The organism is Mesorhizobium sp. M1227, assembly GCF_040318315.1.
Classification (GTDB): Bacteria; Pseudomonadota; Alphaproteobacteria; order Rhizobiales; family Rhizobiaceae; genus Mesorhizobium.
Genome location: NZ_JAMYLZ010000002.1, coordinates 422,559 through 440,504, shown reverse-complemented (window position 1 = coordinate 440,504; position 17,946 = coordinate 422,559). Strand labels below are relative to the sequence as shown.

The following is a 17,946-nucleotide window of genomic DNA, read 5'->3' as shown; positions in this document are numbered from 1 at the left end:
ACGACCAGGCCCTCCCGCCTCAGCATCACGAGAAGACGCCGGTAGCCGAACCGGCGACGCTCCTGCGCGATCGCCTTCATCCGCTCGCGAAGCTCGCGGTCGTTCGGCCTGCTGGTCTCGTAGCGAACCGTCATGCGGCAACAGCCGATGGCTTTACACGCCCGCCGTTCGCTCATCCCGAAGCCTTCCTTCAGGCGAGCGACAGCTTTCCGCTTGGCCGCGGGCGTCACCATTTCTTTCCCACAAGATCCTTCAATGCGGCATTGTCGAGCATGGCGTCGGCCAGAAGCCGCTTCAGCCGCGTGTTCTCGTCCTCCAGAGCCTTCAGTCGCCGAGCCTCGGAGACATCCATCCCGCCGAAGCGGGCCTTCCAGTTGTAAATCGAGGCGTCGCTGACCCCGTGCTTGCGGCACAGATCGGCAACCGATACCCCGGCCTCATGTTCCTTCAAAATTCCGATGATCTGCTCTTCAGAGAAGCGGCTACGTTTCATGTCCTGGTCCTCTCGATGGGCCAGAACGAACTTCAAACCGGATTAGATCAGAGGGGCAAGGTCACCATTAATACGTTGGTTTCATCCACCCTGCCCGGCGTCTCGTCGTCTTCGACTGAGCGAAGCAGGTTTACAATGTCTGCGACCGTGTTGAATTCACGTGTGTTCAACGGTCGAGTTGGCATTCTGATTTTGGGAGTATTAAAATCTAGAGTGATGAGCGTCTCAAGGTCCCAAGGGAATGCCATGTATGTTGAGCCCAAATCTTGTGTAGCAGCCTCTTTCGGGTAGTTCAAAAATTTTGCGGCCCCGCTATTTCGTCCGTCTTGAATGGCGTGGACAGCCCAAATCATGCACAAAAAGTGCGCGTCGTCAGTTTCGGAGAGAAGCCTTCTCAACGTTGGAAGCGCTAGCGCGGGATCAATTTTATTTGTTTGTTTTGCCAAGACGTAGGTCTTTCGCGAAGACAATTATTTTCAAGCAGTGAACTAGGGCAACGGGCGGGTCGCCTGCAATCGGTTTCGATCTTTGATATAGGCTGGACTTTGGACGACGGTTGATCTCGCTAGCCGGCAATGTAGAAATGCCGCTATACGTGAATAAGAAATCGGAATGGGGGCTTCGTGAACATATTCGAACTTTATGATTTGGCGAGTTGGTACAAAACGTACCTTAAGCCCTTGAGGACTCTTTACACCGAACTGCACAACGCGACCAGCAACAACGCTAGTCAGCCGAGCAAAGTACCGATTGAGGCTCCCTTGTCGGCACTTGTGCAATTCCTAAATGAGATGGCGATTGGTCAGTTGTCCCTTCAGCAGTTAGCGCTCTTGCGCGACTTAAAAGTGCAGGAGTTGGTAGGGCCTGAGGGAGCGCGGTGGATCGGAAGCATAGTGAGGGCCGAAGCCTACGATCCCGCGACGACCAATCAAAACGTCGCCGATGCAATCGAAGCAATCAACGCTGCAGGTCAAAAGCTCAGTGGATATGCGACCGCCGTCGACCAGCTTGGTCTTGACCGTGAAAAACTATCCGACGAGGACGGACGGATAACGGTTCGAATTGGCTTTCGAAATGACGCGTCAATCCGAAATATTAAGGACTGGAAGACGTCGGCGGACGAATGGTATCAGATCGTTCGCGGGGTTGCGATGATGAGCGGAGAGGCACCCGAAGACGCCAAGGTGATCGGTGCCTCGACGGGTTCGGTAATTCTGGTCCTGTCTGTTACGTATGCTCTGAGCAGACTTCTCGCGACTATCGCGAAGCACATCACTAGCACCGCCAAGGAGGTGCTATCGCTTCAAGCAGCACTGGAAAACTTGCGACAGCAGAAAATCCTGACGAAAACTATGGAAGCCGAATTTGATAGGCTCCGGAACGAAGCGAGAGCAGGAGCCGAAAAGCGCATCGAGGCGCAGATTGCGGCCATGGTGCCGGGCGCTGTCGATGGGGACAAAACCAACGCGTTGGGCAAAGCCATTCAGAAACTACTCCGGTTTGGAGAGAGCGGGGGAGAAATTGATTTCGTCGCTCCTCCCCCGCCAGATGAAAACACGGAAGACAACGGGGCCGATGGTGATGGCGAAACGAAAGAGTTGATTGCCGCTATCTTGGGGGCTCGCAACGCAATTCTGGCTTACCAACAAGAGCGCGAGGCGGTGAAACTGCTGTCCGATAAAGCCGGTGGCGGCGGCCCCGGATGGTAGTTCTCACAGCAGATTTACGGACGTGCATTGGACGGCACTTTGCCCCTGCCATTCCCCTGCTCGCACCCATTTGCGTCTTGGCAATCGTTAGTTGTTGAAACTACAAGGAATTCACGTTTGCTGAGCAGTACCAGCGGCTCTTTGAATGTTTGCTGCTCATACCTGGAGGAGAAGCTGTCGCAGCCGGCTGGTGTCGTTGAGGTCCGAACATCCATGTGACGTTATTCGCCAAAATGGAATGAACCTTTGGCGTCCTTGGCGTTATAGACCCCATGCAGTATTCTAGATTCCCGCCTTCAAGGGCATCGACGTCAGGTCATCCCCGATTTCCACAGGGTCGGGCCGTCAAGAGCGGTGGCACATCAATTCAAACGCATATAACTGCATCGGAAACCATGGGAGTTTCCGTTGGAGCAGAAACGCACGACCGCCCCCTTCATCAACGGGATGTTTGGCGGCCTTATCGTCTTCGCCTTCGCGTTCGGTTTTCGTTTGCTGACAAGTCCCGACCCCGATCCAACATCAAGAGCAACGACAAGCCTTTCCGTACTGGCCTTCGCCATTTGTTTCGGCGCAGCCTTCCTGCGCGAGCACCGGCGCCAGATTGCCGCCGCCAGAGAATATCTTAGCCGCCCAAGAACGTTTTAGGGGCCACGCGTTCCGTCCCCGTCGGGAACCACAAACGTCGCGTGAAATTGCCGGCTTAATCTGACGCCAGATTGCGCTTTGGCATCTCATACCAAGAGACGCCGAGCCCATTAGTGCCTAGCCCTTACAGCCATCATTTCGGCCCCTCTCCGGCTCCGGCCATTTAACAGCATTCGATTAAATTGCCCCTGTGTATATTAGCACTCGCTCAATTAAGCGCGCCGACAATGCCCCGTGGCGGGCCAAACCAACGGGTGTTGTCATGCGAAGTGATTTCGCCGCGGCGCGCGAGCTTTTGGAGTGCGCACAAAACCGCCTCTGCGGCGCAGATGAAACGAGCCGACGCGTCAACGAGGTCCTCGACGCGCTGATTGAAGAAATAGCCATCGCGGAATTCCGCAAGGCGCCACTGACGGTCGTGCCGTTTCCGCGAGCGCGGCCGCCTAAGCATGTTCGGTAGAGCGCTGATCGCCCGCGTTGACGAAGAGCCGGAAACTGGTGTTTCCGCAATCGCCCGTTGGAGCGTCGTTGAACGACCAAGCCGTTGACGATAGAGTTGCCGGGCAGTGGTGCTCTGAAACTCCGGAACCGATCCATGTCACGCTGTGGAGATGTCTACGAGAACAAGGTGACCGGCGAATATGCGGTCATCCTGCGTGGCACCGAAGACCGCGGCCAGGGACCTGGCATCGCTCATCTGACCGCCCGGCCGGGAGCCGCAGTGGTGGGCGAGCACTTCCACCCGAACCTGACGGAACGGTTTACCGTCCTCCGTGGCCGTCTCGACGCTTGCATCGCCGGGAAGACTTTGTCCCTGGAGCCTGGCCAATCCGCCACGGTCGAAGCAGGCGTCGCACATGATTGGTGGAACAGCAGCAAAACCGAAGAAGCGCATGTCCTGGTCGAAGTCGACCGGGCGCCAGGTGCGGACAATGTCGACCCGAACCGTTTCGAGCTGCTGATCGGCATGCTCTTCGGCCTGGCCAATGCCGGCAAGGTAGACAGAAAAGGTAGACCTTCGCCGCTTCAGGCAGCAGTCATCGCCAGGGAATTTGCCGACGTGATCGTCTTCACGCACCCGCCACCTGCGATTCAGCGAGTGGCGCTGGCGATCCTGGCGCCACTCGGCCATCTGCTCGGCTATCGCGCGATCGACCCGGACTACTGCAAGCCGCACGGGCATGTCACGCCGGCTCCTGAAATCCTTGCTCGAGCAGGCCTAGTAGCCGGATGATCCGGGTCCATATTGGGCGCCCGGCATTTTTGTCGGCCGGCAGGATGCTGCCATGTCGCGAACTCTGATCGTCGTTGGTCTCAGCATAGTTGCCTTAGGCCTGCTGTGGCCTTGGTTGGCCCGGACCGGCCTTGGCAGGCTGCCCGGCGATATCGTGATCGAGCGTGAGAACTTCAGGCTTTATGTCCCTATTACCACGGGGATACTGGTCAGCATCGTGCTCTCGGCCATTCTATGGCTGATCAACCGGTAGGCGATGCTCCGGCTGCGGCGATTTGTGTTGCAGGCCCAACTCGCTCTTGACCTTCTTACACTCCGATCGCCGCAACCAAAATCCGGTTCTGCCGTCGTATCGCCGCCCGCAGTTCGGCAATCCTCGCCCCTTCGCGCTTCACGAATTCGATGAACATCATGTTCATGTTGTTGAAGATGAGTTCGCCGAGCGCCGGCCCGTCGATGTCGCGGCGCACCAGGCCGAGCGCCTGCAGGCGGACGATCAGCGCGCGGATCTGCTCGGTCAGGGCGCGGTCCAGCCCGGTATAGGCCTGGCCGAACGGGCTGTCGGGCAGTTGCGTCGAGATCGCCATCGCCTGCCGCCACATCTCCTTGCTGAGATAATGCAGCGAGTGCTCGATATAGATGCCGAGCAGCGTATCGAGAGCGTCGCCGACATTGGCCGGTGGGTTGGCGACGACGCCGCGCCCGGCATTCAGCACCTCGTTGACCTCCATCGAGACGATGGCGCCGAGGATGTCGCCCTTGTTCTGGTAGTAATTGTAGATGGTACCGACCGAGACTTCGGCCTGCGCCGCGATGGTCTCGATCTTGGCGCCTTCATAACCGGCATCGCGGAAAAGCGCCGCCGCCGCCTCGATGATGCGGCGGTGCCGATCCGCCTTCTGCCTTGCCCGCAATCCGCTCATAACGGCTGTTTGCCACAAAAACAGAATTGACTCAATTTTAGAATTGGTTCAATTTTTCCTACAAGCCAAAAAGGCAAGGGAGAACACTCGATGTCCGTCAATCCAAAGACCCCCAATCCAACCGTCAGGAATCCGCTTTCCGTTCTGAAGAGCCATCTCCAAGGCGCGTGTGCCGCGGCAGCACTGCTGCTGGCGGCGGGCAGCCTCGCTCAGGCGCAGGATCTCAACGCGCTGATCTGGTGCGATCACGCCGATCCGGCGCTGCTGCAGCCGTTCGAGGAAGCGAACGGCGTCAAGGTCAATGTCAAGGAGTTTGAAGGCACCGGCGCCGGCCTGGCCATCGTCGAACAATCGCAGCCCGGCGACTGGGACGTGATGGTGATCGACAGCATCGACATACCGCGCGGCGTCGAAAAAGGCCTGTTCGAGCCACTGCCGGAAGACAAGCTGCCGCTGGCCGACCTGTTTCCGCAGGTGAAGATGGACAGTTCCACCGTCGTCGACGGCAAGCGCTACGGCATCACCGAAAAGTTCGGCTACAACACGATCGGCTACAACAAGACCAAGGTCGATCCGGCCGACATGCAGTCGCTTGCCGCGCTGACCGGCGATAAGTACAAGGGCAAGATCGCCATCTACGATTATTACCTGCCGGTCATCGGCATGGCCGCACTGGCGATCGGCAAAAAGACCGCCGAGCTGACCGAAGCCGACCTTCCCGCCATCAAGGAAGAGCTGCTCAAAATGAAGGCCAACGCAAAGCTGGTCGGCGAAGTGACCGCCAGCCAGACGGCGCTGGCGACCGGCGAGGTCGACATTCTGGTCGGCGGCGGCGAATGGGTGACGGCGGGGCTGGCCAAGGAAAACCCTGCCCTCGACTTCTCTATCCCGAAAGAAGGAGCCGTGCTGTGGTCGCAGTCGCTGGCAATGTTCAAGGATTCCAAGAACAAGGAGCTTGCGCTTAAATTCATCCAGTACATTATGAGCCCCGAAGGCCAGGCGCGGCTCGCCACCTCGTCCTGCTATTGGGGCATGCCGGCTAACAGCAAGGCGGCGTTGAGCGACGAGCAGAAGAAGATCCTGCGCTTCGACGAGCAGCCGGAATTCCTCGCCCGCGCCCAGTCCTATCCTGCGCCGAATGCCGATCTCGACAAGAAGATGCAGGACGTCTGGACCGAAATGCTGCAGGCGCAATGACCGGCTGCCGGTCGTGAACGCCGTCAACAGTGGGCGTGCCCTGCCCTGGGCGCTGGTCACGCCGGCGCTCGGCTGGACGTTGCTGTTCTTCGTGCTGCCCTTCGTCGCCATGGCGGTATCCAGCCTGACGGCACATGAAGGCGGCGGCTTCACGCTGTCCAACTACAGCCAGTTCTTTGCCAATCCGTCCTACTGGCAGGCGATGGTGAACTCGCTGCAGGTCACAGCGATCGTCACCGTGATCTCCGTGCTGCTCGCCTATCCTTTTGCCTGGATCCTGGCCGAGCAGGTGCCGGAGCGCTGGCAGCGGCTGGCGCTGATGCTGGCGGTGCTGCCGTTCTGGACCTCCTATGTCGTGCGCTCCTATTCGTGGCTGCTGGTGCTGGCGCAGAACGGCGTCGTCAACCATGCGTTGACCGGCTCCGGCCTGTTCAGCGAACCGCTGCAGCTCGCCAATACGCGGCTGGCCACCGTCATCGGCTTCGTGCATTTCTTCGTCATGCTGTTGACGCTGACGATCTTCGCCAATCTGAAGCAGCTCAGCCCCAGCTATCGCAAGGCCGCCGCCGACCTCGGCGCCGGGCCGGTTCGGACTTTCCTGCATGTCGTTCTGCCGCTGACGCTCCCCGGTATCATGGTCGGCGCCTTCCTCACCTTCGTGCTGTGCATCGGCGACTACATCACGCCGCAGATCCTCGGCGGCAACAACGAGCTTTTGATGCCGCAGCTCGTCATGATGCAGATCGGCCGGCGCGGCGACTTTCCGCTCGCTTCGGCGTTGTCGATCATCCTGATGGCGGTGGTCACCATCGCCTACCTCGCCTGCTCCCGCTGGCTGAAGATCGAGCGGGCCTGACCATGCGCGCGCTCATCCGCCTCGTCTCCGGCCTTTACGCCATCGCAATCTACGGCTTTATCTTTCTGCCAGTCATCGTTCTGGTGCTGTTTTCGCTGCAGGCGACGTCGTTTCCGATCCCGCCCTTCACCGGGCCTTCGCTGCGCTGGTACGAGGCCGTGCTCGCCGACACGCGGCTGACTTCGGCTCTGGTCAATTCGCTGCTGGTGGCGGTCGTCTCCTCGGCTGCCGCCGTCACGTTGGGCTTTCTCTCCGCCTGGGGTTTTGCGCGCTTCGCTTTGCCGGGCTCGGGCCTGATGCGCGGGCTGATCACCTTGCCCTTGACCGTCAGCTATCTCATCATCGGCATGGGGCTGCTGGTGCTGTTCAACTGGGCCGGCGTGCCGAAGTCGCTCACTGCCGCCGGCATCGGCCACGTCGTGATCAACCTGCCGCTCTGCTTTGCCATCGTCTACAGCCAGATGGGCGACCACCAGATCAACATCGAGCGCGCCGCGCGCGACCTCGGCGCGCCCGAATGGAAGGTGCTGCTGCTGATCACCGTGCCTGTCATGGCACCGGCGATCTTCGCCGGTTTCTTTCTGTCGATGACCTTCTCCTGGGACGAATTCGTCATCTCGTTCCTATTGACGCGCTTCGATACGACGCTGCCGGTCGAGATCTGGAACCTGCTGCGCTCCGGCCTCAATCCCAAGACCAACGCCGTCGGCTCGCTGGTCTTCGCCGTCTCCATCGTGCTGGTGGTATTGTTCGAGCTGATGCTGTTGCGGAGGAAGCCGGCATGAGTGCGCCACTGGTCGATATAAGCTCCGTCTCGCATCGCTTCGGCCAGCATACCGTGCTGAAGAACGTCTCGCTGACGATCGAGCCGGGCAGCTACACGATCCTGCTCGGGCCGTCCGGGTCCGGCAAGACGACGCTTCTGTCCATCCTCGGCGGCTTCGTCACGCCGAGCGAAGGCAAGGTGCTGATCCGCGGCGAGGACTGCACTGCCGTGCCACCGGCGAAGCGGCCGACGACGACCGTGTTCCAGGACTACGCGCTGTTTCCGCATATGAGCGTCGGCAGCAATGTCGGCTTCGGCCTGCGCATGCGGGGTGTCGATGCCGCAACCCGGGCAGCAAGGGCGCGCGAGGCGCTGGCGCTGGTTGGCCTCGCCACTGCCTTCGACAAGAAGCCGCACCAGCTTTCCGGCGGTCAGCGGCAGCGCGTGGCACTGGCGCGCGCCCTGGTGGTCGAGCCGGCGGTGCTGTTGCTCGACGAGCCGCTCGGCGCGCTCGACCTGAAATTGCGCCGGCAGATGCAGGACGAGTTGAAGGCGATCCAGAAACGCGTCGGCACCGCCTTCATCCACGTCACTCACGATCAGGAAGAGGCGATGGCGCTGGCCGATCATTGCGTGGTGATGAATGACGGGCGCATCGAGGACGAAGGACCGCCCGAGCGCGTCTATGCCCGGCCAGCGACGCGCTTTTCCGCGACTTTCATGGGCGAAAGCACGCTGATATCGGGAACGGTGACCGAGGCGAAGAGCGGCAAAATCGCCGTCACCACGAAGCTTGGGTCGCTCTCGCTGCCCGGCACATTGCCGCCCGGCTTGGCCGTTGCGCTGGCCATCCGCCCGGAGCATCTTGTTCTCGGCGCTGCAGGCGGTGCTGTGGCGCTTGGCATGGTCAAGGTCAGCGACGTCGTCTTCCAGGGCAGCTTCAAGCGTGTGCTGGGGACCTCCACGACCGACCCGGCGCTGCACTTCATCGCCAAGGTCGCGGCCGCATCGGCCGTCCAGCCGGGCGACGTTGTCGCGGTATCGTGCGATGCTGGCGACATCATCCTGCTTGCGGACCAAACATGAGCACGCTTCCAATCATCGACGCTCCTGACTGGTACGAAACTATCCGCATGGGCGATGGCGTGACGCTGATCCACGAGCCGTGGATCAAGCCGTTCTTCCGCTGCAACATCTGGCATGTGCGCGGCCGCGACCGCGATCTTCTGTTCGATACCGGCCTCGGGCATTTCAGCCTGCGCCGCCACGTGCCGCTGGTCACGGAGCGCAAGCTCACCTGCGTGGCCAGTCACACCCATTTCGATCATATCGGCTGCCATCACGAATTTCCCGACCGCTGCGTGCACCCGGCCGAGGCCGAAATCCTCGCCGATCCACGCAACGAATGGACGGTTGCCGACCGCTATGCCACCGACGAGATGTTCGACGGCATGCCGCAAGGCTGGGACACGAAGCGCTACCGGATCCTGCCCGCACCAGCCGGCCGGTTGCTCGAGCAAGGCGACATCGTCGATCTCGGCGACCGTGCCTTCGAGGTCATCCACACGCCCGGCCATTCACCCGGCGGCATTGCGCTCTACGAAAACAGGACGGGCATCCTGTTTTCCGGCGACATCATCTATGACGGCCCGCTGATCGACGACGTCTATCACTCCGATATCGAGGATTATGTCGAAACGCTGCTGCGCATGCGCGATCTCGATGTCTCGGTCGTGCACGGCGGCCATTTCCCGAGCTTCGGCAAAGTCCGCTATCGCCAGCTTGTCGACGAGTATCTCGCGCAAAAGCGCCAGGCCGGCTGCCATCTGTTGCAAGCCCGATAAGCACTGGCGCTGTGGCGTCAAAGCGCCCTTTGCGGACAGGGTGTCCCCGCCGCGTCGCCGCAGCGCGAGGCCGTGGGCTCGGGTCTAAAGCTCTTTTCCTCCGCCTGGCGCACCAGTTCCGCGAAAGCCAGGGCAAAACTTGCCAGCATCAGGAAGACAACAATCAAGCGTGCCAGCGGCAATAGATCGGCCTCGACTGGTTAGCCCCCACGCCGCCCGTCCGCTGCCGGCTAACATGATCGATATGGCTTTACGAGAGTTTAAGGCGAGTCTTAACCATCACATCATTTTGTCCTCCGACATGATGCGCGAGTGCGGCTTGTTTGGTCGCCATCTCCAGGCACCTCCCTCCCTTTGCAGAAATGCCCACCCATGCTAACCCGGCGCTGGCGCGGCCCAGCAACCGGTCGCCGCCAATCGGTCGCCAGACGGTCGTCGCCAATCGGTTGTCGTTGAGAGCCATGAGCAAAACCGCCAGCCGTTTCGCCTTCGTCTCATCCGGTACAGCCGACGCCAATGCAGCGCTGGAAAGCCTCTCTGCGCGTTACGGCCAGGCCTCCGTCGAAGAAGCCGGGATCGTCGTGGCGCTCGGCGGCGACGGCTTTCTGCTGCAGACCCTGCGTGAGACGATGAGCACGGGAAAGAAGGTCTACGGCATGAACCGTGGCACCATCGGTTTTCTGATGAACGAATACCGCGCCAGCGGCTTGACCGGGCGCATCGCGGCGGCCGTTGCCGAAACGATCCGTCCGCTGGAGATGCAGGCGGTGACGGCCGAAGGCGAGACGATTTCGGCGCTCGCGATCAACGAGGTCGCGCTTTGGCGCCAGTCGTACCAGACGGCCAAGATCCGCATCACCGTGGATGGGCAAGAGCGGCTGGAGGAATTGCACTGCGACGGCGTGATGATTGCGACGCCGGCCGGCTCGACCGCGTATAATCTGTCGGCGCACGGGCCGATCCTGCCGCTCGACGCTCCGCTGCTGGCGCTGACCCCGGTCAGCCCGTTTCGTCCGCGCCGCTGGCGCGGCGCGCTGCTCTCCAACAAGGCGATCGTGCGTTTCGACATTCTGGAGCCGGAAAAGCGGCCGGTGAATGCCGCCGCCGACCACACCGAGGTCAAGGCGGTGACGACGGTCACGGTGAGGGAATCGCCGACGGCAACGGCGACGCTGCTGTTCGATCCCAACCATTCGTGGAACGAGCGCATTCTCGCCGAACAGTTCAGGTATTGAACAGACCGTGCAAATAAAAACCCGGCACGAGGCCGGGTTCCTATTTGACAACACAAGTGTTGCGGCGGCCGATCGTTGCGATCAGAACTTGTAATTCAAGCCGATGACTCCGGTGTGTATGCGGACCTTTGCTTCGACATTCAGGCCGGTGTCGACTGTATAATCGCTCTTGCCCAGATCGAAATATTTGTATTCGCCCTTGAGCGACCAGTGATCGGTAAAGGCATATTCCAGGCCCGCGCCCAGGGTCCAGCCTGCTCTGGTTTTCGAGGTGCCGTTGGTCCCGATCGGACCGCTTGTGCTAATCTCAACCCTGCCGAAGCCGAGACCGCCGGTACCGTAGATCAGCAGCCTATCCATCGCATAGCCAATTCGGCCACGCAGCGATCCGAGCATCTTTACATCGGAATCGCAAGAGAAGGTGGGGTTCGGACAGTCCGTGCCGCCATCGATATGGGCGGCCGAGATGTCCGCCTCGACGCCATAGACTATATTTCCGCTCTGGAAATTGTAACCGGCCTGGACGCCGCCCAGGGCGCCGCTGCCATCATGATCAGCCGTCCCGCCACCAGTATATTCCCAGTCTACTTTGCTGCTGCCACCGCCGACATGTGCGCCTAGATAGAGGCCCGTCCAGTTATACGTTGATGCGACCGGCAACTCCACGACATCGGCCGCGATCGCCGGAGTCAAGGCCGCTGCCAGAAACGCAGCGGAGAGAAAAGCTTTCTTCATAATGTGGCCCCCCTAGCCAAGAAAATGGATGAATCGTTTGTGGCTAGTTTTCTGAGTTATTTCAAATCTCAAATGATACTTTGGCGTGTGGTCAGAATGAATGCACCCTGGCGTTGCTGATCTGCAACACCTGCGCTGATGCGAGAATGTCGCCTTGCTGAACAGCGGGCCATCGACGAGCGGTAACCATCGCGATTAAGCTTACGGCTTCACAATCGCACCAATGCCGCCCGTTTGTGTTGACAAATCGTGGGCTTGCGCCTACCTGCAATACCAATCTTGCAGGCGCGCGGCGCTTGCCGCGACTGCATATGTTGCGCCCCCGAACCAGCCAAAGACAGCCAAACTTGTCCTCAGACACCCAGATCGCTCAAGAAGCGTTGACCTTCGCAGACCTCGGCCTGTCGCCGAAGGTCCTTTCCGCAGTTACCGATGCCGGCTACACCGAGCCGACGCCGATCCAGGCTGGTGCTATCCCGCACGCCTTGCTCGGCAAGGACGTGCTGGGCATTGCCCAGACCGGCACCGGCAAGACGGCGTCCTTCGTCCTGCCGATGCTCACCCGGCTGGAAAAGGGCCGCGCCCGCGCGCGCATGCCGCGCACGCTGATCCTCGAGCCGACGCGCGAGCTCGCCGCGCAGGTCGAGGAAAACTTCGTCAAATACGGCAAGAACCACAAGCTCAACATCGCACTGCTGATCGGCGGCGTGTCCTTCGACGAGCAGGACAAGAAGCTCGAGCGCGGCGCCGATGTGCTGATCGCGACCCCCGGCCGCCTGCTCGACCATCGCGAGCGCGGCAAGCTCCTGCTCAACGGCGTCGAGATCCTCGTCATCGACGAGGCCGACCGCATGCTCGACATGGGCTTCATCCCCGACATCGAGCGTATCTGCGAGATGATTCCGTTCACCAGGCAGACGCTGTTCTTCTCGGCGACGATGCCACCGGAAATCACCAAGCTCACCGAGAAATTCCTGCACGCACCGGTGCGCGTCGAAGTGTCGAAGGCAGCATCGGCCGCCACCAACATCACCCAGCGGCTGGTGAAATCCGGCCCGAAACCCTGGGACAAGCGCGAGACGCTGCGCAATCTGATGAAAGCCGAGGATGCCGAGCTGAAGAACGCCATCATCTTCTGCAACCGCAAGATCGAGGTATCGGAGCTGTTCCGCTCGCTGCTGAAATATGACTTCGACGCCGGCGCCCTGCACGGCGACATGGACCAGCGCGCGCGCATGCAGATGCTGGCCAATTTCCGTGACGGCAAGCTGCGCTACCTCGTTGCTTCGGATGTCGCGGCGCGCGGCCTCGACATTCCCGATGTCAGCCATGTCTTCAATTACGACGTGCCGATCCACGCGGAGGATTACGTCCACCGCATCGGCCGTACCGGCCGCGCCGGGCGCTCGGGCAAATCCTTCACCATCGCGACCAAGTCGGACACCAAATACATCGACGCCATCGAGCGGCTGATCGGCACGAAGATCGAGTGGCATGACGGCGATTTGTCGACGGTCGTTGCCAGCGAAGGCGGCGAGGATGAGGCCCCGCGCCGTGGCCGCGGTGCGCCACGCCGTGCCGGTCGCAAGGATGACGCCAAGGACAGGGGCGAGCGCAAACCGCGTGAACGCCACGCCAAGCGCAGCGAAGAAGCAGCGCCGGAAGCAGTTAGCGCGGAACAGCCGGTCGTGGCCGAAGCCACCGTCGCCGACATCGACGAGCGGCGTACCCGCAAAGAGGCGATCCGCTCGGAAAACAGCGAGCGCCAGGCTTCACCTGAACGCAAGGCTTCGCCCGATCGCAACGAACGGCGCGCGCCGGAACGGGGCGACACCAGGCCGCAGCGCGAGCGCCCTGCCCGCCAGCGCCAGGAAGACAATGACGCGACCGTCGGCTTCGGCGACGACATGCCGGCCTTCATGCGGATCGTCGCCAAGGTCTGACACGGCTCGCGCGCGGCCCCGCCGACGCGCGAAGCACCCTCTTTTGAGAAGTACTGCTCTCGATAATCTTGTGGCGTTGCTGCGAGGCGGTCGATTTTGGTGCTGCCGGCGATCCGTATGCCGCTAGGCTCGCTATGTAGCTAAAGATCCCTGAGCTCCAGGCGGGATGCCAGCAGGTCCAGAAAAGCGCGAACTTTGGCTGAGGACGACCTGCCTTCCGGCCACACGGCGTGTATCGGCACCGGCACCGGCTCGAATTCGGTTAGAACCAGTTCCAGGCGGCCATCGTCCACCAGGTGCTTTACCTGCCAAAGCGGCGAGTAGCCCAGACCCAATCCGTGAACCGCGGCCGCATAGATCGATATCATCAAATTCGACCGGAAGGTACCCGCGACCTTCACCGGCCGGGGCTTGCCTTCAATCTGAAACATCCACTCGCCTGGGCGGCCGTCGACGGTTCGTACGATGCATTGATGCTCACGCAATTCGAGCGGATGGGCCGGTCGGCCGTGTTGCTGGAAGTAGGCAGGTGCGCCGAACACCACGCGCCGCAGCGCGCCCAGGCGCTTCGCACGTAAATTGGAATCCGGCAAATTGCCGATTCGGACAGCCAAATCGAGGCGCTCGGCATCGAGATCGACAAATTCATCGGAAAGCTGGAGGTCAACCTCGACCCGGGGATATGTCCGCATATAATCGGCGATGACCGGCACGAGGAAGTCCGGGCCGAACAGAACCGGGGCACTGACACGCAGGATGCCCCATGGCTCCGACCGTCGATTGGCCGCCTGAAGCCTGGCTTCGTTAATTTCCTCGACGGCGGGTTTGATGCGCTGGAAAAAGGCCGCTCCGGCTTCGCTCGGCGTCGAGCGGCGTGTCGTCCTGTGCAGAAGCTCGACCCCGATTGATTCCTCCAATGTCGCCAGGGACCGGCTGACCGACTGCAGTGAGCGGTTCAGCCGGCGTGCGGCAGCCGTCAGACTGCCATGCTCGACAATGGCAATGAAGGCTTCGAAATCATCTATCCGGCTCATCGCTCATCGCTCCTTTCTACCGAAAATCGGGAGAAACTATCGCAACATCGATCAATTGTAACGAAGTTCGCTAGATTTTATCTTCCCTGCACAGGCCGAAAGGCAGACTCGAAGGAAGGAGATCGTCATGCGAACACCCAGTCCAACGGTCCTGGTCGTAGGCGCCGCAGGCCGCGTTGCCGGTTTGGTGGTGCCTGAACTCGTCCGCCGCAATGCCAGGATTCGGGCGCTTGTTCGTGACGCCGCGAGTGCCGAAAAAGCCCGGAAAGCCGGCGCATCCGAGATCGCGATCGGAGATCTGCGCAACCATCGGAGCCTTGAGCAGGCCGTGGAAGGTGTCGACGGTGTCTTTCACATCGGACCGGCCTTTGCTCCCGACGAAGCCGCCATGGGGGTTGCCATGGTTGAGGCAGCGGCGCGAGCAGGCGTTCGAAAATTCGTCTTTTCGTCGGTGATCCAGCCGACCAATACGAGGCTGGAAAACCATGCAAGCAAGGTACCCGTTGAAGCTGCCCTCTATTCGACGAACATGGAGTACACCATTCTGCACCCGGCCAATTTCATGCAAAATATCTCGGCGGCCTGGCCGTCCGTCGTCGAGCACGGCGTTTTCGCCGAGCCGTTTCCAAGGACGGCGAAGCTCGCCCGCGTCGACTATCGCGATGTGGCTGAAGTGGCGGCAATCGCATTGACCGAATCGCGTTTGTCCTATGCGACCCTCGAGCTGTGCGCCGACGGTATGCACAGCCGCGAAGAGGTCGTCGCCATGATGAGCGAAGCGCTTGGCCGGCCGGTTTCGGCGGGCGAGCCGACATTTCAGGACTGGGCGGCGAAGGCCCGCCTTCCCTATACCGACCGGCAGTTGCAGATGCTGGCCAAAGTACACAGCCACTACGCCAAATACGGCCTCGGCGGGAACAGCCTGACGTTGCGTGCCGCGCTTGGCCGCGAGCCGCGTTCGCTGCGAAGCTTCATTCAGGAATTGGCGCTGCAGACGGCATATGCCGCCTGATCGTCCTCACAGTAACGCTGACGCACATTTTTTCTGATTGGGAGATTTCGATGCAAGCATCACCGGACCGAGCCTTCAAATTGAGAAAGCTGCCGCCCTCCTACGGCGCGGTGGTGATGCCGTTGGTTCTTTCGATTCTGATGTCCTCGATTGTCTCGGCGGTTTCGACGGCAATCGGCGCAGGCTGGACGAACGGGTTTATAGCGGCCTGGAGCTATGCATGGGGCGCTTCATGGCTTGTCGCGTTTCCCAGTCTGCTGATTGTGCTTCCGATCGTGCGCCGGATCGTTGCCGCGATTGTCGATCAGCCGGCCCGGTCCTGACATCACGAACGAAGGGCGCCGACGGTCGGTGGCCCGGCATAACCATTGGAGCGGCCCCTTGCGGGGCCGCTCTCGGTTCATGTGCTTGCCTCAGGTGAGCGGCGACAGCTGGATCTCGACGCGGCGGTTCTGAGCCCGGCCGGCAGCCGTCGCATTGGAGGCGATCGGACGCGTCTTGCCGAAGCCGGTGACGGCGAAGCGGCGAGAATCGACGCCCTGCCCGGACAGATAGTTGGCGACCGCCAGGGCGCGGCGCTGCGACAGGTCGAAATTGTGCTCGTCGCCGCCGGTCGAGTCGGTGTGGCCGAACACGTCGACGGTGGTCTGGCGGAACTTTTTCAGCACAAGGGCCACCGAATTCAGCACCGGATAGAAACCGGCCTTCACCGCGTCCTGGTCGACGTTGAAGGTGATGTCGGACGGCATATTGAGGATGATCTGATCGCCGGTGCGGGTGACGCTGACGCCTGTGCCCTGAAGCTGTCGGCGCAGTTCGGCCTCGTTCTGGTCCATGGTGGCACCGATGGCACCGCCGGCAAGCGCGCCGATGCCCGCGCCGATCAGCGCGTTGCGGCGGTCGTTACCGCCGGCAAGCATGCCGAGCCCGGCACCCGCCAAAGCACCGAGACCGGCGCCGGCAGCGGTGTTGGAAACCTTCTGTTCCCCGGTGTAGGGATCGGTGGTGCATGCGCTCACGAGCACAGCCGTCGCCACGACGGCGAGCACAATCTTTTTCATATGGTGGTCCCTCTCCATTCCACGGCCGCGCAACGGCGCACCGCATCAGCCCTTCCAGCGACTTGTAACATGAAATGCGGCGAAAAGCGGACCAGCAAAAGCCGCTGCCGCGGCTTTCCCCGGCTCAATTCCACACGCCTGCAGCGGCTCGCGCGACCACCGCAATTCGACCGGCTACCAGAGATTCTTGCCGTCGATGACCACCACTTCGACCTTGTCGAGATCGAAATCGTCGAACAGCCGCGAGTTCACGCTGATCTTCGGATTGTCGAAATTCGGCTCGCCTGTCGACCAGTCCGGCGTCTCGGTGAAGGTGCCACAGCCGCAGGTGGCGCAAAAGCCGTGTTTTATGGTTTTCGATCCCCACTGGTAGAACGAAACATTCTCCGGCGGGCTGGTGAGCCTGAATTGCGATGGGGTGTAATAGGCCCACAACGAACCGCGTTTCGAACAGAAGGAACAGGTGCATCGCGTCACTGTCTGCGGCGCTTGCGAGACCTCGAACGTCGTCGCCTTGCAGTGGCAGCTTGCCTTGATCGTCATGGATTGGTCCCTCACAGTGCCGCCCGTAAGCAAAGGCAGCATAAAGAAACGCTCCTGACAACTGCCTGTCAGCGACCTGTGAGCCTGCGATGCACAGGTTAAAAGTGCTGGAGTGCCGACCGAAGGCTCACCGATCCAAAGCCGCCGCACACCCCCGGGTCAGCCCGTCGGCAAGCTTTCGGGCGTCATGCGCTAATAGGACGATGGCGGCACGAACAGGCAGATGGTCTTTCCGTCATTGGCACCGGCAACGGAGCACCAATGATATTCGCCGTCGGGCGAATTCTTGATCCGCTTGTCGCTATAGGCCACGACTTCCCCGGTTCCTTTGATGACATAGCCCTCGGGACGTTCGCTGATCGATGTCTGAGAGACCTCGCGGCAATCATAGCCCGAGCAGCAGGAGAAGGGATAGCTCCAGCCTTGCGGCATGGCCGCGGTCGGCTTGGCATCATGCGCCAGAGCAGGCGCCGCAAATGGAATGGCGGCAGCTATCAAAACCACTGCCGCGACAAGTGAATTCAGGAGTCGGCGCGCCGTGCGGGCGACTGGGGCCGGTCTGGTTGTGAGAGCAGGCATGAGCGCAGTTCCTATCAACGGTTGTCAAGCATTTCGCTTGCCCGTTCCCGGAACGTGTCTTCCCAGTGGCCGGATCGTCAGGTCGCAGATACGCCGCGTCCGGCCATAAATGCTTTTTTCCTCCCCAGCGCATG

21 protein-coding genes and 1 pseudogene are annotated in these 17,946 nt (G+C 60.9%); 14 read left to right on the top strand and 8 right to left on the bottom strand.

Annotated features, from left to right (window positions below; translation table 11 throughout):
• Both NKH28_RS05480 and NKH28_RS05475 read right to left on the bottom strand, forming a co-directional pair.
• A pseudogene (locus tag NKH28_RS05480) lies at positions 1 to 493 on the bottom strand (transposase); the annotation flags it as partial.
• A 47-nt stretch (positions 494 to 540) separates the two neighbouring features.
• A complete protein-coding gene (locus NKH28_RS05475; RefSeq protein ID WP_352978091.1) occupies positions 541 to 939 on the bottom strand; it encodes a hypothetical protein in 399 nt (132 codons plus the stop codon).
• A 177-nt stretch (positions 940 to 1,116) separates the two neighbouring features.
• Here NKH28_RS05475 and NKH28_RS05470 point away from each other — a divergent pair, with 177 nt between their 5' ends.
• The 5 genes from NKH28_RS05470 (at position 1,117) to NKH28_RS05450 (ending at position 4,337) form a co-directional block, all read left to right on the top strand.
• On the top strand, positions 1,117 to 2,202 hold the full coding sequence (locus NKH28_RS05470; RefSeq protein ID WP_352970554.1) for a hypothetical protein: 1,086 nt from the start codon (positions 1,117 to 1,119) through the stop codon (positions 2,200 to 2,202).
• A gap of 408 nt (positions 2,203 to 2,610) precedes the next feature.
• Positions 2,611 to 2,850: a hypothetical protein gene (locus NKH28_RS05465; RefSeq protein WP_352541361.1), complete on the top strand. Its 240-nt coding sequence runs from the start codon at positions 2,611 to 2,613 to the stop codon at positions 2,848 to 2,850.
• A 262-nt stretch (positions 2,851 to 3,112) separates the two neighbouring features.
• Entirely contained in the window at positions 3,113 to 3,310 is a 198-nt protein-coding gene (locus NKH28_RS05460) for a hypothetical protein (protein ID WP_352541362.1), read from the top strand.
• A 135-nt stretch (positions 3,311 to 3,445) separates the two neighbouring features.
• Positions 3,446 to 4,084: a cupin domain-containing protein gene (locus NKH28_RS05455; RefSeq protein ID WP_352978089.1), complete on the top strand. Its 639-nt coding sequence runs from the start codon at positions 3,446 to 3,448 to the stop codon at positions 4,082 to 4,084.
• Positions 4,085 to 4,136: 52 nt separating this feature from the next.
• Positions 4,137 to 4,337: a DUF2905 domain-containing protein gene (locus NKH28_RS05450; protein WP_352457462.1), complete on the top strand. Its 201-nt coding sequence runs from the start codon at positions 4,137 to 4,139 to the stop codon at positions 4,335 to 4,337.
• A gap of 55 nt (positions 4,338 to 4,392) precedes the next feature.
• Here NKH28_RS05450 and NKH28_RS05445 read toward each other — a convergent pair whose 3' ends face one another.
• The gene (locus NKH28_RS05445) at positions 4,393 to 5,007 is read right to left on the bottom strand and encodes a TetR/AcrR family transcriptional regulator (protein ID WP_352746778.1); all 615 of its coding nucleotides are present in this window, start codon (positions 5,005 to 5,007) and stop codon (positions 4,393 to 4,395) included.
• Positions 5,008 to 5,097: 90 nt separating this feature from the next.
• Here NKH28_RS05445 and NKH28_RS05440 point away from each other — a divergent pair, with 90 nt between their 5' ends.
• From NKH28_RS05440 to NKH28_RS05415, 6 genes are all read left to right on the top strand, one after another.
• Positions 5,098 to 6,204 carry a polyamine ABC transporter substrate-binding protein gene (locus NKH28_RS05440; protein ID WP_352978087.1) on the top strand — a complete coding sequence of 369 codons (1,107 nt, stop codon included), beginning with the start codon at positions 5,098 to 5,100 and terminating at the stop codon, positions 6,202 to 6,204.
• 13 nt (positions 6,205 to 6,217) lie between these two features.
• Positions 6,218 to 7,060, top strand: coding sequence for an ABC transporter permease (locus NKH28_RS05435; RefSeq protein ID WP_352472776.1), 843 nt, complete (start codon positions 6,218 to 6,220; stop codon positions 7,058 to 7,060).
• Positions 7,061 to 7,062: 2 nt separating this feature from the next.
• A complete protein-coding gene (locus NKH28_RS05430) occupies positions 7,063 to 7,845 on the top strand; it encodes an ABC transporter permease (RefSeq protein ID WP_352501653.1) in 783 nt (260 codons plus the stop codon).
• On the top strand, positions 7,842 to 8,912 hold the full coding sequence (locus tag NKH28_RS05425) for an ABC transporter ATP-binding protein (RefSeq protein ID WP_352835930.1): 1,071 nt from the start codon (positions 7,842 to 7,844) through the stop codon (positions 8,910 to 8,912). The genes NKH28_RS05430 and NKH28_RS05425 overlap by 4 nt, the downstream gene beginning before the upstream one ends.
• A complete protein-coding gene (locus tag NKH28_RS05420; protein WP_352978086.1) occupies positions 8,909 to 9,670 on the top strand; it encodes an MBL fold metallo-hydrolase in 762 nt (253 codons plus the stop codon). Before NKH28_RS05425 ends, NKH28_RS05420 begins: the two co-directional genes overlap by 4 nt.
• A 461-nt stretch (positions 9,671 to 10,131) precedes the next feature.
• Positions 10,132 to 10,905 (top strand): NAD kinase, encoded by a 774-nt coding sequence (locus NKH28_RS05415; protein WP_023679915.1) that lies wholly within the window; start codon positions 10,132 to 10,134, stop codon positions 10,903 to 10,905.
• An 81-nt stretch (positions 10,906 to 10,986) separates the two neighbouring features.
• Here NKH28_RS05415 and NKH28_RS05410 read toward each other — a convergent pair whose 3' ends face one another.
• Positions 10,987 to 11,640 carry an outer membrane protein gene (locus tag NKH28_RS05410; protein WP_352451078.1) on the bottom strand — a complete coding sequence of 218 codons (654 nt, stop codon included), beginning with the start codon at positions 11,638 to 11,640 and terminating at the stop codon, positions 10,987 to 10,989.
• 347 nt (positions 11,641 to 11,987) lie between these two features.
• Here NKH28_RS05410 and NKH28_RS05405 point away from each other — a divergent pair, with 347 nt between their 5' ends.
• Complete coding sequence (locus NKH28_RS05405; protein WP_352978084.1) at positions 11,988 to 13,583, top strand: DEAD/DEAH box helicase; 1,596 nt, start codon at positions 11,988 to 11,990, stop codon at positions 13,581 to 13,583.
• Positions 13,584 to 13,723: 140 nt separating this feature from the next.
• Here NKH28_RS05405 and NKH28_RS05400 read toward each other — a convergent pair whose 3' ends face one another.
• Positions 13,724 to 14,617, bottom strand: a complete 894-nt coding sequence (locus tag NKH28_RS05400) for a LysR family transcriptional regulator (RefSeq protein ID WP_352472770.1) — start codon at positions 14,615 to 14,617, stop codon at positions 13,724 to 13,726.
• Positions 14,618 to 14,744: 127 nt separating this feature from the next.
• Here NKH28_RS05400 and NKH28_RS05395 point away from each other — a divergent pair, with 127 nt between their 5' ends.
• Together NKH28_RS05395 and NKH28_RS05390 are read left to right on the top strand one after the other, a co-directional pair.
• Complete coding sequence (locus NKH28_RS05395) at positions 14,745 to 15,629, top strand: NmrA/HSCARG family protein (RefSeq protein WP_352978083.1); 885 nt, start codon at positions 14,745 to 14,747, stop codon at positions 15,627 to 15,629.
• 50 nt (positions 15,630 to 15,679) lie between these two features.
• Positions 15,680 to 15,952 carry a DUF2798 domain-containing protein gene (locus tag NKH28_RS05390; protein ID WP_023679921.1) on the top strand — a complete coding sequence of 91 codons (273 nt, stop codon included), beginning with the start codon at positions 15,680 to 15,682 and terminating at the stop codon, positions 15,950 to 15,952.
• A gap of 90 nt (positions 15,953 to 16,042) precedes the next feature.
• On the opposite strand, the gene NKH28_RS05385 is transcribed toward NKH28_RS05390, so the two are convergent.
• From NKH28_RS05385 to NKH28_RS05375, 3 genes are all read right to left on the bottom strand, one after another.
• Complete coding sequence (locus NKH28_RS05385) at positions 16,043 to 16,690, bottom strand: YiaD family glycine zipper/OmpA-like lipoprotein (protein ID WP_023679922.1); 648 nt, start codon at positions 16,688 to 16,690, stop codon at positions 16,043 to 16,045.
• A gap of 174 nt (positions 16,691 to 16,864) precedes the next feature.
• Positions 16,865 to 17,233, bottom strand: coding sequence for a GFA family protein (locus tag NKH28_RS05380; RefSeq protein WP_023679923.1), 369 nt, complete (start codon positions 17,231 to 17,233; stop codon positions 16,865 to 16,867).
• 192 nt (positions 17,234 to 17,425) lie between these two features.
• A complete protein-coding gene (locus NKH28_RS05375) occupies positions 17,426 to 17,812 on the bottom strand; it encodes a hypothetical protein (protein ID WP_031212810.1) in 387 nt (128 codons plus the stop codon).
• Between the last annotated feature and the right edge of the window lie 134 nt (positions 17,813 to 17,946).

Excerpts from the sequence above, each read along its gene's own strand:
- NKH28_RS05390 (WP_023679921.1), top strand. The coding sequence starts at position 15,680 with ATGCAAGCATCACCGGACCGAGCCTTCAAATTGAGAAAGCTGCCGCCC.
- NKH28_RS05440 (WP_352978087.1), top strand. The coding sequence starts at position 5,098 with ATGTCCGTCAATCCAAAGACCCCCAATCCAACCGTCAGGAATCCGCTT.
- NKH28_RS05445 (WP_352746778.1), bottom strand. The coding sequence starts at position 5,007 with ATGAGCGGATTGCGGGCAAGGCAGAAGGCGGATCGGCACCGCCGCATC.
- NKH28_RS05410 (WP_352451078.1), bottom strand. The coding sequence starts at position 11,640 with ATGAAGAAAGCTTTTCTCTCCGCTGCGTTTCTGGCAGCGGCCTTGACT.
- NKH28_RS05415 (WP_023679915.1), top strand. The coding sequence starts at position 10,132 with ATGAGCAAAACCGCCAGCCGTTTCGCCTTCGTCTCATCCGGTACAGCC.
- NKH28_RS05400 (WP_352472770.1), bottom strand. The coding sequence starts at position 14,617 with ATGAGCCGGATAGATGATTTCGAAGCCTTCATTGCCATTGTCGAGCAT.
- NKH28_RS05425 (WP_352835930.1), top strand. The coding sequence starts at position 7,842 with ATGAGTGCGCCACTGGTCGATATAAGCTCCGTCTCGCATCGCTTCGGC.
- NKH28_RS05450 (WP_352457462.1), top strand. The coding sequence starts at position 4,137 with ATGTCGCGAACTCTGATCGTCGTTGGTCTCAGCATAGTTGCCTTAGGC.
- NKH28_RS05420 (WP_352978086.1), top strand. The coding sequence starts at position 8,909 with ATGAGCACGCTTCCAATCATCGACGCTCCTGACTGGTACGAAACTATC.
- NKH28_RS05375 (WP_031212810.1), bottom strand. The coding sequence starts at position 17,812 with ATGCCTGCTCTCACAACCAGACCGGCCCCAGTCGCCCGCACGGCGCGC.
- NKH28_RS05455 (WP_352978089.1), top strand. The coding sequence starts at position 3,446 with ATGTCACGCTGTGGAGATGTCTACGAGAACAAGGTGACCGGCGAATAT.
- NKH28_RS05380 (WP_023679923.1), bottom strand. The coding sequence starts at position 17,233 with ATGACGATCAAGGCAAGCTGCCACTGCAAGGCGACGACGTTCGAGGTC.
- NKH28_RS05460 (WP_352541362.1), top strand. The coding sequence starts at position 3,113 with ATGCGAAGTGATTTCGCCGCGGCGCGCGAGCTTTTGGAGTGCGCACAA.
- NKH28_RS05395 (WP_352978083.1), top strand. The coding sequence starts at position 14,745 with ATGCGAACACCCAGTCCAACGGTCCTGGTCGTAGGCGCCGCAGGCCGC.
- NKH28_RS05385 (WP_023679922.1), bottom strand. The coding sequence starts at position 16,690 with ATGAAAAAGATTGTGCTCGCCGTCGTGGCGACGGCTGTGCTCGTGAGC.
- NKH28_RS05430 (WP_352501653.1), top strand. The coding sequence starts at position 7,063 with ATGCGCGCGCTCATCCGCCTCGTCTCCGGCCTTTACGCCATCGCAATC.